This is a genomic window from Bacteroides galacturonicus (assembly GCF_003096855.1).
GTDB lineage: Bacteria > Bacillota > Clostridia > Lachnospirales > Lachnospiraceae > Lachnospira > Lachnospira rogosae.
This window is the reverse complement of record NZ_QEOA01000003.1, coordinates 22564-36592: the sequence shown is the minus strand read 5'-3', so window position 1 is coordinate 36592 and position 14029 is coordinate 22564. Positions and strand designations below refer to the sequence as shown.

Sequence of the window (14029 nt, the reverse complement as noted above, 5' to 3'; positions counted from 1 at the left end):
CTGCTTACACCTATCTTACAATATCATCAATACCTGTAAATCCTGTATTCTTAGTTACTATCATTACTGTATCGCCGTCTTCAATCTCATCATTACCTGTAGGAATGATAATATGTCCATTGTGGTTGATAAATGAGATAAGGACATCTTTCTTTAACTTCAGATCCTTAATAGGTACTCCAGATACCTTTGAATTCTCCTCAACAATGAATTCAATTGCCTCAACCCTTGAATCAAACATATGATAAAGAGTCTCTATATTACTGCCCATTGAATTCTTCTTGGCTCTTACATATGCAATAATTGCTTCTGATGTAATATATTTAGGATATACAAGGCTTCCAAGATCAAGATTATTAATAACCTGCTTATAATTAACCCTGTTAATCTTAGTTACAACCTTAGCCTTTGATACCTGCTTTGCATAAAGTGTCAGCATAATATTTTCTTCATCTATTCCTGTAAGTGGAATGAATGACTGAACTGTTTCTATACCTTCTTCCTTCAATATATCCGGGTCTGTGCCGTCACCATTAATAATTATAGCTTTAGGAAGCTTAACACTTAAGCTTTCACAGTTCTCTTTTTCCTTTTCAATAATCTTTACTGAGATGCCCATATTAAGAAGTTCTTTAGCAAGATAATATGCTGCCTTGCTTGCACCTATAATCATAGTATCCTTAACCTGCCTGGTTGCTAAGCCTATCTGCTTAAGAAAATCTCTTGCAATATGACGTTCTGAAACAAATGAAACTACATCGCCTGACTGAAGCACGAAATCACCGTTAGGCATATATACTTCTCCGTTTCTTTCAACTGCGCATATAAGAATATCATTAGTAATATTCTTACCAAGATAAGCTAAGCTAAGCCCATTCAGAAGATTACCCTCTGGTACTTTGAATTTGACAAGCTCTGCCTGTCCATGTGCAAATGAATTAACCTCAAGTGCAGTTGGAAGATATAATATACGTGCAACCTCTCTTGCCGCTTCAAGCTCAGGATTTATTATAAGGGCAAGACCTAACTGCTCTCTTAAATAGCCTGTTTCCTCACTGTAATCCGGTGTACGGACTCTTGCTATTGCTGCACATTTGCCAACTCTCTTGGCTACTGTACAACATAAAAGGTTAAGCTCGTCCGAATCTGTAACCGCAATAATAAGATCTGTTTCTTCAATACCAGCTTCCATCTGTGTTGAATAGCTTGCTCCGTTACCCACAAGTCCCATAACATCATAGGTATTGGTAATATCCTGTATCTTCTCTGCTTTCTTATCTATAACAGTTATATCATGTCCTTCTTTACTTAACTGGTCAACAAGGTTCGCACCTACCTTGCCACAGCCTACTATTATGATTTTTAAGCCATTTTCCTTCTTACTTAATCCAAACATAATATCTCCATTCGTGCCTTTTCAAAGTACGCCCATCATGGCTAAGCACTTATCTCCATTCTCTAATTATAAAGCCTTCTTTATTGCCTCAAAGAGGTCATCATATTCTTCAAATGCTTCAAGCTGTGGATAATCTGCCTTAATCTGGTCAGTTGTTCTGAATAGGAAACCTGCCTTACTAGCCTGAATCATACCTAAATCGTTGTGGCTGTCACCACTGGCAATTGTTTCAAAGCCAACAGACTGAAGTGCTTTAACTGTTGAAAGCTTAGACTGTTCACAACGCATTTTAAAGCCTGTTATTGTTCCGTCCTTAGCTACTTCAAGAGTATTACAGAATATAGTAGGCCAGCCGAGCTTCTTCATAAGAGGTGCTGCAAACTGTGTAAATGTATCACTAATAATAATAACCTGTGTTGTTTCTCTTAACTTATCAAGGAATTCCTTAGCTCCTGGAAGTGGATCTATCTTTGCAATAGTTTCCTGTATCTCTTTAAGTCCAAGACCATGTTCCTTAAGAATTCCAAGTCTCCAGTTCATAAGCTTATCATAATCTGGTTCGTCTCTTGTTGTTCTTGTAAGCTCTGGAATACCGCTTTCCTTTGCAAATGCAATCCAGATTTCTGGAACTAATACTCCTTCAAGATCTAAACATACTATATTCATACTCATATTTGCCCTCATTTCCGTGTAGTATACACATTTTCTAAATAATATCAAGATTGGATTATAACACAATAATCTTAATTGGTGAACACCTTTTAACATATAAGCTTACAATATAAGCTTTATTTGGCTAGTTTTGCTATAAGCTCAAGATTGTCCGGTATATGTATGTGCTGTGGACAATTCTTCTCACATCTGTGACATTTAATGCAGTCTGAAGCCTTTCCCTTATTATATATAAGCCTCTGATAATACATATTGGAAAAATTGTCATTAATGCAATAATTATTATAAAGTGCAAACAGTCCTGGAATATTAATATTCTTAGGACATACCTCCATACAATATCCACAGGAAGTACAAGGAATTGCTGTTCTTTTGTTAATTATTGCTACAACCTCTTTAAGAAGCTCCTTTTCCTTATCGTTAAGCGGCTGAGGTCTTGCCATAATCTTAGTATTGTCAAGCACCTGCTCACAATTGCTCATTCCACTAAGCACCATAAACACACCATCAAGATTAGCTGCAAACCTTAAAGCATACGAAGCTGGCGAGGCTTCCTTGTTATATTCCCTTAAAATATTCTCTGCTTCCTTTGGAAGATTCGCCAGTGTCCCGCCCTTAACAGACTCCATTACAGCTATTGGCTTATTATGCCTTCTTGCTGTTTCATAACATAACCTTGACTGGATAATATCATTTTCCCAATCAAGATAATTAATCTGAAGCTGAACAAAATCAACTTCCGGGTGATTGGTTAATATCATATCAAGGAACTGTGCATCATCGTGAAATGAGAATCCGAAATTCTTAATCTTACCCTCGGCTTTCATCTTCTTAGCGAATTCAAATCCACCCCACTTGTCCGTATTATAATATCTGTCCCTGCCCATATTGTGCATAAGGTAGTAATCAAAATATCCAACGCCTGTCTTTTCAAGCTGTTTATTAAAATATAACGGATACTCCTCACCTGATTTTATAAGCACTGTAGGCATTTTATCGGCAAATACATACTTGTCCCTGTCATATCTGTCAACCAAAGCTTCCTTTAACGCTGTTTCTGACATCTGGTCGTGATACGGAAATGCAGTATCAAAATATGTAAATCCTGCTTCCATATATATATCAACCATACGCTTTAACTCGTCCATATCAATTGACTGTTTATCATCTGGATTGATTAACGGAAGCCTCATCGCTCCAAATCCGAATCTATTCATTGTAATTCTCTCCTGATTGTTAATTCTCTTTTGATATTTTATTTTCTTATACTATTTATCTTTTCTTATTTTACTTAATTCTATTGTGCTGTTATTGCTATAAATAACCGTATATACAACCACAATGTTAGTCAACTCTCTTATTGCCCCAGAAGAATAATGCAACTGTTCCAGGTCCTGTGTGGCTTCCTATTGTTGTACCTATATTATTAATCTCCACCCTGCCGTTAAGCTTAGGGAATTTTTCCTCTATAAGCTTTGCAACGGCTTCTGCATCTTTTCTGCACGCTGACATTGATATGTAGCATTTCCCATCATAATCAAGTCCATTTTCGGCATTATTAATCATCTTCTCAACAGTTGCTGCAATAACCTTCTTCTTAGTACGGATTTTTTCTCTAGGTATAAGCTTTCCCTCAAAATTAACATTGAGCAGTGGGCATATATTAAGAAGATTACCCACGAAACCTGACACCTTTGACACTCTTCCACCTTTTATAAAAAATGTAAGATCTGTCGTAAAGAACCAGTGATTAACCTTTAATCTGTTCTCAATAACCCAGTCCTTTAACTCATCTATACCCATACCTTCATCTTTTAAATCAGCAACCTTATCCATAAGAAGTCCGTATCCGGATGAAGCCGCAAGAGAATCAATTACATATATCTTTCTGTCTGGATATTTCTCTTTAAGTGTTTCCGCCGCTATATTAGCAGAATTAATTGTTCCGGATATGCCTGATGAAAGTGTAAGATGAAGTATATCTTTTCCTTCTTTTAAGAATTCTTCAAAATATGCCTCATATTCCTCCGCATTTATCTGTGATGTTTTAGTATCAGCACCTTCTGACATAGCCTTATAGAAATCATCCAAATTCATTGTCTTCCCTAAATCATCCATATAAGCTGCTCCGTCCAGCTCATAATGGAAGCATATGTAATGTATATCTCTCTTATTAAAATGTTCCTCTGTTAAATCTGCTGTAGAACAACACGATATAATATAATCACTCATAACTAAGCCTCCATACATATTATAAATATTTGTATACACAGTAATTTTATTATATATCATATCTTATGTCCATTGATTTATTATAATTAATCTGATATTATTATTCTTAATAAACATTTGATTAATTATATGGTCAGCAACCATAAACCTGCCTTATTTAACGAGGATAAATATATGCTTACATATTCTTTTAATAATAGAAACAAAAAAAGCCTTTACGAATACCTGTACACCTGTATTAAAGATGATATTATATCCGGCAAATTAACACCCGATACAAAGCTCCCTTCCAAAAGAGATTTTGCCAAAAATCACGGAATAAGCGTCGTAACTGTTGAAAATGCCTACGGACAGCTTCTTGCAGAAGGCTACATATATTCACTTCCTAAGAAGGGATTTTATGTATCGGAGATTAATAATAATTACAATACCACAGGTAATCATTCTTTTAAGAATACCGCTTTCAATAATATTTCAAGCAGTAACCAGCCTTACAATGTGAATAATAATGCTGGTGCTTCCCTGGAAAATACTGGTGCTCCCCTGGAAAATGCAGCTGTCAACCTTGTATACAGCCACACCCCTAAAGATAATTTTCCATTTTCAGTATGGGCAAAACTTATGCGTCAGGTACTTACATATGAGGGCGATGATGCACTCAATGTTCCACCCACAGGTGGCGTTATGAAACTGCGCCGTGCCATTGCACATCATCTATATGAATTCAGGGGAATTACAGTAAATCCTGAGCAGATTATTATTGGTGCTGGAACTGAATATTTATATGGGCTTATCGTTCAGCTTCTTGGACGTGACCTTGCCTACGGACTTGAAAATCCAAGTTCCAGAAAAATCGTAAATATATACCGCTCATTAGGTGTCAAGGTCAACGCACTTGATATGGATGATGAAGGTGTAATACCTGACAGCATTGGACTTGCGAATTCCCAGATAATACAGATATCTCCGTCACACCATTTTCCTACTGGTATAGTTACATCTATAAGCAGAAGATATGGTCTGTTACAATGGGCTAACAACTCGCACGGCAGATACATAATAGAGGACGACTACGACAGTGAATTCCGACTTCAGGGAAAGCCAATACCATCACTCTTTTCAATCGATGCCACAGACAAGGTAATATATTTTAATACATTTACAAAAAGCCTTGCCTCAACTATAAGAATTAGTTATATGGTTCTTCCTGTGCCGCTCCTTGAACGCTTCAAACAGCAGCTTGGCTTCTATGCCTGTACAGTATCTAACTTTGAACAATATACTCTGGCACATTTTATTGAAGACGGCTTTCTTGATAAACACATTAACCGTATGCGCAATCACTACCGTGACATAAGGGATAATCTTATAGGTCTGCTTATGAAAAGCAGTATCAAAGACCGTATTAATATATACGAGGAAAATTCGGGACTGCATTTTCTCCTAAAATACGACACAGAATTAACTGATGAGCAGCTAAAGCAAAAAGCCAGCAAGAAAGGACTTCTCATATCATTTCTTTCTGACTATATAACTGGAAACAGCTATTCACCTGATAATTATTCGCATATAGCAATTGTCAACTACTCTGGAATATCTATGGACGATGTCGCTATTACGGCAAAATTGCTTGAGGAAATATGCTTATAAATAATTACTTAATGCAATACATATTGGTGGAAGAAATCTAATAATAATAAATATTCTCTTATAAAAATAATGGTGTCACACGAATGAACTATTCACTGCCTTACTAACATTAAATAATTCATTTTATGTGACACCTTGTTATTATTCAGAATAAAACCTATAACATCCACGTCCCGAGTTCTTGGCTTCATATAACGCTTTATCTGCACACTGGTACATATTATAATAATGCAAACCACAATTAACAGATAAGCTTATTCCCATACTTACGCTTATCTTATAACCATCGTACTCATCTGTTACATAATTAAATATTCTCTTCACGATATCTTCGATATTATCGCTGTCTTTATATTCAATATATACAACGAACTCATCGCCTCCATACCTTATCGCTATATCCTGATCTTCCCTTGTACATTCTGCTAATCTCTTGGCAACATATTGTATAACACAGTCGCCAAAATAATGACCATATGTATCATTAACTAATTTAAACGAGTCTATATCAAATATAACAAATGCCGAATACATATGGGCGCTGTTATCAATCCTGCTCTTTATAAGCAATTCTCCAGTAACGTGATTATAAAGACCTGTAAGCAGGTCAAGTGATGCCTGCTTTTCCAGACGTTGTTTCAAATATTCCTGTCTATATCTTTCTGTAACATTTCTTAAGCTTATAATTCCTAAAATATCATCTGTAAGCTTGTCCTTTGACAGATATATAGACTTATCAATCCACATCTCCGTATCCTGTGTATCCATTGTCCTGTAATCAATAGATACAATAGTATTACCATTATTAAATAGTTCAATAATCTTCTTTGACGTTGCAAGCTTTAAATAATCTTCAATTGTATCCTTGGAAACCCTTTTCTGCCACCTTCTGCAATATTCATCATAAGAACTAGATGTACTAATACCTACTGTATCGAGTGCGCTATACATTTTATTATTCTTTCGCTGATATATGCCATTTTCTATTGTATCTTTTGAAAAATTAACCTGATACATAACAATTGACTCTGACATAAGTGCGTCTTTATACTGCTCTGTTGTCTGCAAAAGCTTTCTAAGTTCAGCATTTTTACGCTTTATTATCTCATAATATTCATATCTGTGTGATACATCACGTTCTGTCACTGTTATCTGGTTAAATGTCTTATCATACATAAGTGTCACTAATATCCACTTATATTTACCATCATACATAAGTCTTACATCAAGCTTTTTCTTAAATTCATCGTTACTGCCAAAGCCTTTAACTGCCTCTACTGATATTAAATCTAACAGCCTGCCTCTGTCCTCATAATGACATCTGTCAACCATTCTCTGAACCCACTGTTCTAACTCTACATTACCGTCTTTCTTAAACTTATTACCCCTATTATAAATACACAGAACACTATCATTATCAATATCAATCTGATAAATCCCCTCATATTGGGTTGACAGCATTGTAAGTATTCTGTCTTCCAGCTCTAAATCATTCTCCATTGAAGTTCTCCATTCCAGCACTGTACACCAACAGCACTTGTTTAACTTGCAAAAAACAAGCTTTTATTCTTCATTATTATTCGACCATTTTCTACGAAACTCTTAATTGAATATACAATATCACATATTGGAGAAAATGTCACGCTGGCATTTAATGTTTTAATGGGACTTACTATAGAATTTTATAACATTAAATTTCCTATTATATAAAAACTGCCGCCAGTGTAATACTGACGGCAGTAATAATACCTTATTAATCTATTGATTAATATAAGCTATCCAATTAACTGTACCATTAATTCTGATACTGTATACTACTCATATACCAGCTTATGATTAACCGAAGTATCTCTTTAAAAGACCTTCAAAGGCCTTACCATGTCTAGCCTCATCCCTAGCCATCTCATGAACTGTGTCGTGGATTGCATCAAGATTAGCAGCCTTAGCTCTCTTAGCAAGGTCAACCTTACCTGCTGTAGCTCCATTTTCAGCTTCTACTCTCATCTCAAGGTTCTTCTTAGTGCTGTCTGTTACAACTTCACCGAGAAGCTCTGCGAACTTAGCTGCGTGTTCAGCTTCTTCCCAAGCTGCCTTTTCATAGTAAAGACCTACTTCTGGATAACCTTCTCTGTGAGCAACTCTAGCCATAGCAAGATACATACCAACCTCTGAACATTCACCATTGAAGTTAGCTCTTAAATCTTCAATAATATCTTCGCTTACTCCCTTAGCAACTCCTACAACGTGCTCAGCAGCCCATACCTTGTCATCTCCCTGAGCTAAGAACTTGTCTGCTGGTGCCTTACATACTGGACAGACATAATCTGCTGGAAGTGACTCTCCTTCATAAACATAACCGCATACTGTACATACATACTTCATAATCTTAATCTCCTTTTCTTGTTTAATTTATTAAAAATAGTAATTATTACTGTTTTGTGAGTTTAATATAACACTCCTTATTTCATTTGTCAAGCAAAATAGCAATAATTCCTATTAATATATTTACTTATCTGTACACTCAGAACATTCTCCATAGAAGAATGTCACATTTCCCCGGATTGTACCATCAAAATTCTTTGCCGCCGCTTCATTAAAATTCTTCTCAACTTCCCGTGAGTCAAAGTTCAAATCCATAACTTTGCCACAATTGACACATTGAAAATGGTAGTGTGGGTTCACGTTGCCGTCAAAATGCACCGAACCATCACTACACGGCACTTTCATAGCCATTCCATTGTCTACAAGGAATGTAAGATTTCTGTATACAGTTCCAAGACTTATGTTAGGAAACTCTTTACTGACATTATCATACACAACCTCTGCCGTAGGGTGGTCTTTTCTTGACATCAAAAAGCTCCTGATTGCATCTCTTTGTCTGCTTCTTTTTACTGTTGCCATATTGTAACTCCTCTATTCAAATTACATTAAATTAATATTGTCATTATATACTGTTACTTGTTTAATATTTTCTATAGTGCACAATATCCATTTGATAAATCACGCTCATTATTGGTTTTAAATCAAAAATGATACACCAATAATAGTAACTACTACTAATATTAGTGTATCATTTTCTATCAAAAAGTCAACTTATTTTTACTATATTATTTTTATAATATTATTATGCAGGCTTTGTTTTTATTTATGCCTTCATCATTCCAGACATAATACAGCTTCCCTTTGCACCACACTCTTGTACTTCCTGCCTGCGGCTGCCATCTATGTTAATCCCACCAATGGCATATACCGGAATATTAACATTTTCGCATACTGCTTTCAGAAATTCCAGGCCTCTTGGTGGAACACCTCTTTTACAATCAGTACTATATATATGTCCTGCCGTAATGTAAGAAGCACCAAGTTCTGCCGCTTCGACAGCTTCCTGAACGGAATGGATTGAACAACCTTTTATAGCTACATTACTATCTTTAAGCTGACTATGATATTTTCTTAGATTATCAATTGACAAATGTATAGCATTAATGCCAGTCTTTTCTGCCACTGCAACATAAGTATGCAATATCAGTCTTACGTTATATTTCTTACAGACCGAATACACATCTGCAGCAAGTGCAGCATATTCAGCATCACTTAGATCCTTCTCTCTTAGAATAACAGCTGCTGGATAAAGCTTGCATACTCTTTCTATCTGTTCTAAAAATGGTCTGTCACAAAGCCTGCGGTTAGTAATTGCAATCACGTCCTGCATAATTTCTAATCTCCTTAATCCTAATCAACCACAGTATATATAATCACTCATAACTGGCTGAAGTCCGATTTTTACAAGGTCATCATATACCTGCTTAACATCTCTTCCGTCTGATATTTCAAACTGCTCATCGCCTCTGTCTTTTTCTTCAATATCTTCTGAATGGCTTCCTATGCCCGTGCTTACACCTGCTGATATTTTAGTTGCCGCTATATTCATAAGATTATCACGCACACGGGCACACTCTCTTGTAGATACTGTTATACTGGCAAATGGCATAAATAATCTGTATGCTGTTACGACCTGCAATAACTGTGCTTCGTGTACATCTTTAGGATTAATTCTGTCATTATTGATTATTGGACGTAATCTTGGACAAGAAAATGCTATCTCTGCCTGTGGATATTTGCGTTGTAACAAATATGCGTGCATACCTGTAGCAAAAGCATCTTTTCTAAAATCATCAAGTCCTAAAAGTGCAGCAAAACCAACTCCTCTCATACCGCCCTTTAATGCACGCTCCTGTGCATTAAGCCTGTATGGAAATACTCTCTTGTGTCCTGCAAGATGAAGTGTCTCATATTTGTCTGAATTGTAGGTTTCCTGAAATACAGTTACATAGTCAGCACCACATTTATGAAGATAAGCATACTCATCTGAATTCATGGGATATACTTCAAGTCCAACAACCTTGAAATATTTTCTTGCTATTTTACAGGCTTCTCCTATGTATTCCACACTTGACATTTTCTTGCTTTCACCTGTAAGAATAAGTATCTCCTGCAAGCCTGACCTTGCAATTGCTTCCATTTCTTCCTCTATTTCCTGTGCATTAAGCTTGGCTCTCTTAATCTTGTTGTGGCAGTTAAAACCACAATATATACAATAATTCTCACAGTAATTAGCAATATATATAGGTGTAAAAAAACATATGGAATTACCAAAATGTCTTTCTTTCTCATCCTTGGCCGCCTGTGCCATCTGTTCAAGATACGGAAGTGCAGCTGGTGATAAAAGAGCAGCAAAATCCTCTGGTGTCCTGTTGCTTTTATTGATAGCATTAAGAACATCCTTTGCTGTATATTTATCGTAGTCATAATTGTTCATAGCATCTATAACTTTTTGCTGTATATCTGACTCAAGTACTTCCATATCTGGAAGATATTCCATATGGTTAGTTCTGTTTTTCTTCAAATCTTCTCTTATTTCATCACTCAATATACTTTCATTGATGTGCATATCTTTGCTGTCGCTCATAATTATCCTCGTTTCTGTAATCTATTGCATTATTATTCGTGTATATAGCCTGTTAATGGAGATGATGCACTTGCACCGTCCTTCTTTACTCTTCCAAGGCCTGAAAGATAAGCTTCACGTCCTGCATTTATTGCATTCTTAAATGCTGATGCCATCGCTGGAATATCTCCTGCTGTCGCTATAGCTGTATTAGCCATCACCGCAGCTGCACCCATTTCCATAACTTCACATGCCTGTGATGGACGACCTATACCTGCATCTACAATAATTGGAAGGTCAATTTCGTCAATAAGTATCTGTATAAAATCTTTAGTGCATACACCTCTGTTAGAACCAATTGGTGCTGCAAGCGGCATAATACAGGCAGCTCCTGCATTCTGCATATCTCTTGCTGCATTAAGGTCTGGATACATATATGGCATTACTACAAAGCCTTCTTTGGCAAGTATCTCTGTTGCTTTAGCTGTTTCGTAGTTGTCTGGAAGAAGATATTTAGTATCTCTTATAACTTCTATCTTAACCATATCACTGTGGCATAATTCTCTTGAAAGTCTTGCAATTCTTACAGCTTCTTCTGCGTTTCTTGCACCTGATGTGTTAGGGAGAAGCTTTACATTTTCTGGAATATAATCAAGAATATTGGCAATTCCGCCATCGTTGGCTCTTCTTAGTGCAAGTGTTACTATCTGTGCTTCTGCCTGTTTTACAGCAGCATCTATTAATTCAAGGGAATATTTTCCTGAACCTAAGATGAATCTTGATGTGAATTCGTATTTTCCTAATTTGAATGTGTCGTTGTTGTTCATTGTTTTGTCCTCTTTTCTTTTTGGTTATTTATTGGTAAGGGTTGTTGGGTGGGGTGGGGTTAATAACGGAAGGTTATTGACCGCCGCCCATAAATGTCAGGATTTCTAAGGTGTCATCGGGTGACAGGGTTGTGGTGGGGTAGGAGTCTTTCGGGATTATGACCTCGTTGAGTTCGACTACTACATGGATCGGGTTGTAGTTGTGGGTGGTGAGGAAGGTGGTGATTGGGGTTGATGTAGGGATTTGGGTGGGTTTGCCGTTGAATTTTATTGTTATCATTGCTGGTCCTTCTTTCTTTGGGGATTGAGAGAGTGAATTTTTTTTGGGAGGACGGACGACATTTGGAAGCCTTGCTTCCTCTGTCTGGGAGTTGCTGACTGAGGGAGGGGGAATTAGCCTTGTCGGACGACATTTGGAAGCTTTGCTTCCTCTGTCTGCAGGTCGCTGACGTGGGAAGGGGAATTAGCTTTGTCGGACGACACTTGGAAGCTTCGCTTCCTCTGTCTGGGAGTTGCTGACTGAGGGGATAAGGTTTGCTGGGTGGCGTCCCTCCACTGTTTTTGCGTGAGTAGCGCGTTCCAGAGCTTCGCTCTGTCACTGTCGCGGTGCTCCTCGAATACGCTAACAAAGCCTCTTGCTCACTTCTGCAAGCAGAGTTCGGCAAGTGTCTTTGTTAGTGTATTCTCATCGCTACTCACGCAAAAAAGAGTTCACGAAAGGAAGCGCCGGTGGTGGTGCTCCCCTTCGTGAACTCTTTGAAATTCACTCTATTTGTTTTTTATTTAATTGTTTATTACTATATCACTTGTTGGAATATTTTGCAACATTAATCTTCTTTGTTGGTGATTTCGTCTATTAATTCTATGGACTCTTTTATCATATTATCGCAATGTTCCTTCTTTACTCCGCCTTTCCGGGCGTTGTTTCTTAGAAGGTCTACGCAATCTGTTAAGCCATCGTGGTTGGCGGCTATTCTTTTTCTGAATTCTGTTATTACGGCAGGGGAGTCTATTCCTTTTGCACCTAATACCATAAGAGCACTTGTTATTGCTCCACAAGTGCCGCCGCATTTCATTCCGCCACCAAAGTTACAGCCTATTGCTGCTGCCTGCTGTTCGGTCATTCCTAATTCATCGGCATAGGCTCTCATTATTGTCTGGGCACAGTTGCTTACCATCGGGGTTTCATTTCTTAACTGCATTGCTTTATCTATATGTCTATTCATTGATTGTCCTCCAATTACATTTTAGAATATTTAGTAAGTATTTCCTCAATCTGCATATTTATGCTTTCAGGAAATGTTCCTGAATTATTATCAGAAATTTTTATCCAAAAGTCAAGATTCTTGTATTTCACATTGTGTCTTGTGTTGTTCTTATCCTGCCTGGTGGCAATCTGGACTTTTACCTGTGCTCTTTTTTGTTCAAGAAGTGGAATTATTATGTAATATAGCCTGTCGTCCCTGAATGATATATAGCCTGCGGCATTTCCCGATTTGGTCTTTAAATATAGGCGGTGATTTTTAAGTGACTGTGGGTATAGTGTCATACCTGCCCGTAGGAATGGGGCATTGGCTGGCATTTCAAGCATTGAGTCTATATAAAATATCTGTGCATTATCGTGCTTTACTGGTGTAATAAGATCACTAAGTGTGTAGGTTGCATCTATATACTGCTGGGCTAAAAGGTATGCAAGCTGTGCTTTTATAACTGCCCTTCTTGTATCCGATATGCTTCCTTTCCTTCTGTTATCTATACCTGATAACAGCTTATCACTGCTTTCTGATATACTCTTTATGAATAATGTAAAATCTTCTTCTATCGTCCAGATATATTTGCCTTTTGCTATAACAATGCTTCCAGTAATATTTCCTCTTGCACCTTCTGCATAATGATATATATTACGGCTTGTATACGCATTATCATTAACAGGTGCATCCCAATTACCGCCATCGGAAGCATATGAATTATAGTCCTGATAATATTCTCCATCATATGTGTACTCTGATGAATAATTATCATCGCTGGAATTATTGAAATAACCGGACATTTTATTATCAGATAAATTCTTAATAATAATTGAATATGCCTCATTAATCTCCTGCGCACTATATTGATATGTATTCTTCCCTGACTTTAATGAATCGGGATGCACCTTTAACATCAGTTTTCTATATTTTTTCTTAATCGCTTTTATATCAGCAGACCGGGGTACTGCTAATATTTTATATGCCTGTTCTACACTCATCTTCATAGGGTTATCCTGATATGCTCTTTCTATTGGTTACATTTATTAACTCATTA

14 protein-coding genes are annotated in these 14029 nt (G+C 36.9%); 1 reads left to right on the top strand and 13 read right to left on the bottom strand.

Annotated features, from left to right (window positions below):
• Positions 1-10: 10 nt before the first annotated feature.
• From trkA to C7390_RS03005, 4 genes are all read right to left on the bottom strand, one after another.
• Complete coding sequence (gene trkA / locus C7390_RS03020; RefSeq protein ID WP_055175831.1) at positions 11-1396, bottom strand: Trk system potassium transporter TrkA; 1386 nt, start codon at positions 1394-1396, stop codon at positions 11-13.
• 66 nt (positions 1397-1462) lie between these two features.
• Positions 1463-2068 (bottom strand): bifunctional phosphoserine phosphatase/homoserine phosphotransferase ThrH, encoded by a 606-nt coding sequence (gene thrH, locus C7390_RS03015; RefSeq protein ID WP_022501868.1) that lies wholly within the window; start codon positions 2066-2068, stop codon positions 1463-1465.
• 116 nt (positions 2069-2184) lie between these two features.
• Positions 2185-3285 (bottom strand): aldo/keto reductase, encoded by a 1101-nt coding sequence (locus C7390_RS03010; RefSeq protein ID WP_318255728.1) that lies wholly within the window; start codon positions 3283-3285, stop codon positions 2185-2187.
• 127 nt (positions 3286-3412) lie between these two features.
• Entirely contained in the window at positions 3413-4300 is an 888-nt protein-coding gene (locus C7390_RS03005; protein ID WP_116443585.1) for a DegV family protein, read from the bottom strand.
• A gap of 174 nt (positions 4301-4474) precedes the next feature.
• Between C7390_RS03005 and pdxR the strand changes: the two genes are divergently transcribed.
• The gene (pdxR, locus tag C7390_RS03000; protein WP_116443584.1) at positions 4475-5950 is read left to right on the top strand and encodes a MocR-like pyridoxine biosynthesis transcription factor PdxR; all 1476 of its coding nucleotides are present in this window, start codon (positions 4475-4477) and stop codon (positions 5948-5950) included.
• A gap of 141 nt (positions 5951-6091) precedes the next feature.
• Here the strand turns inward: pdxR and C7390_RS02995 are convergent, their stop codons facing one another.
• The 9 genes from C7390_RS02995 to C7390_RS02955 form a co-directional block, all read right to left on the bottom strand.
• Positions 6092-7450 carry a GGDEF domain-containing protein gene (locus tag C7390_RS02995; RefSeq protein WP_055175843.1) on the bottom strand — a complete coding sequence of 453 codons (1359 nt, stop codon included), beginning with the start codon at positions 7448-7450 and terminating at the stop codon, positions 6092-6094.
• Positions 7451-7786: 336 nt separating this feature from the next.
• The gene (locus C7390_RS02990; protein ID WP_055175846.1) at positions 7787-8335 is read right to left on the bottom strand and encodes a rubredoxin-like domain-containing protein; all 549 of its coding nucleotides are present in this window, start codon (positions 8333-8335) and stop codon (positions 7787-7789) included.
• Positions 8336-8455: 120 nt separating this feature from the next.
• Positions 8456-8851 carry a Fur family transcriptional regulator gene (locus C7390_RS02985; protein ID WP_022501874.1) on the bottom strand — a complete coding sequence of 132 codons (396 nt, stop codon included), beginning with the start codon at positions 8849-8851 and terminating at the stop codon, positions 8456-8458.
• 244 nt (positions 8852-9095) lie between these two features.
• Positions 9096-9662: a thiamine phosphate synthase gene (locus C7390_RS02980; RefSeq protein WP_022501875.1), complete on the bottom strand. Its 567-nt coding sequence runs from the start codon at positions 9660-9662 to the stop codon at positions 9096-9098.
• A 24-nt stretch (positions 9663-9686) separates the two neighbouring features.
• Complete coding sequence (thiH, locus tag C7390_RS02975; protein WP_116443583.1) at positions 9687-10919, bottom strand: 2-iminoacetate synthase ThiH; 1233 nt, start codon at positions 10917-10919, stop codon at positions 9687-9689.
• A gap of 32 nt (positions 10920-10951) precedes the next feature.
• Positions 10952-11725 carry a thiazole synthase gene (locus tag C7390_RS02970; protein ID WP_022501877.1) on the bottom strand — a complete coding sequence of 258 codons (774 nt, stop codon included), beginning with the start codon at positions 11723-11725 and terminating at the stop codon, positions 10952-10954.
• 73 nt (positions 11726-11798) lie between these two features.
• A complete protein-coding gene (gene thiS, locus C7390_RS02965; protein WP_116443582.1) occupies positions 11799-12005 on the bottom strand; it encodes a sulfur carrier protein ThiS in 207 nt (68 codons plus the stop codon).
• Between the two features lie 547 nt (positions 12006-12552).
• A complete protein-coding gene (locus C7390_RS02960) occupies positions 12553-12951 on the bottom strand; it encodes a C-GCAxxG-C-C family protein (protein ID WP_022502753.1) in 399 nt (132 codons plus the stop codon).
• Positions 12952-12965: 14 nt separating this feature from the next.
• Positions 12966-13979 carry a J domain-containing protein gene (locus tag C7390_RS02955; protein WP_318295542.1) on the bottom strand — a complete coding sequence of 338 codons (1014 nt, stop codon included), beginning with the start codon at positions 13977-13979 and terminating at the stop codon, positions 12966-12968.
• Positions 13980-14029 lie beyond the last annotated feature (50 nt).

Bases quoted from the DNA above. Each gene is read 5' to 3' on its own strand.
- thiH (WP_116443583.1), bottom strand. From the start codon at position 10,919: ATGAGCGACAGCAAAGATATGCACATCAATGAAAGTATATTGAGTGAT.
- pdxR (WP_116443584.1), top strand. From the start codon at position 4,475: ATGCTTACATATTCTTTTAATAATAGAAACAAAAAAAGCCTTTACGAA.
- thrH (WP_022501868.1), bottom strand. From the start codon at position 2,068: ATGAGTATGAATATAGTATGTTTAGATCTTGAAGGAGTATTAGTTCCA.
- C7390_RS03010 (WP_318255728.1), bottom strand. From the start codon at position 3,285: ATGAATAGATTCGGATTTGGAGCGATGAGGCTTCCGTTAATCAATCCA.
- C7390_RS02980 (WP_022501875.1), bottom strand. From the start codon at position 9,662: ATGCAGGACGTGATTGCAATTACTAACCGCAGGCTTTGTGACAGACCA.
- C7390_RS02995 (WP_055175843.1), bottom strand. From the start codon at position 7,450: ATGGAGAATGATTTAGAGCTGGAAGACAGAATACTTACAATGCTGTCA.
- C7390_RS03005 (WP_116443585.1), bottom strand. From the start codon at position 4,300: ATGAGTGATTATATTATATCGTGTTGTTCTACAGCAGATTTAACAGAG.
- C7390_RS02970 (WP_022501877.1), bottom strand. From the start codon at position 11,725: ATGAACAACAACGACACATTCAAATTAGGAAAATACGAATTCACATCA.
- C7390_RS02985 (WP_022501874.1), bottom strand. From the start codon at position 8,851: ATGGCAACAGTAAAAAGAAGCAGACAAAGAGATGCAATCAGGAGCTTT.
- thiS (WP_116443582.1), bottom strand. From the start codon at position 12,005: ATGATAACAATAAAATTCAACGGCAAACCCACCCAAATCCCTACATCA.
- trkA (WP_055175831.1), bottom strand. From the start codon at position 1,396: ATGTTTGGATTAAGTAAGAAGGAAAATGGCTTAAAAATCATAATAGTA.
- C7390_RS02960 (WP_022502753.1), bottom strand. From the start codon at position 12,951: ATGAATAGACATATAGATAAAGCAATGCAGTTAAGAAATGAAACCCCG.
- C7390_RS02955 (WP_318295542.1), bottom strand. From the start codon at position 13,979: ATGAAGATGAGTGTAGAACAGGCATATAAAATATTAGCAGTACCCCGG.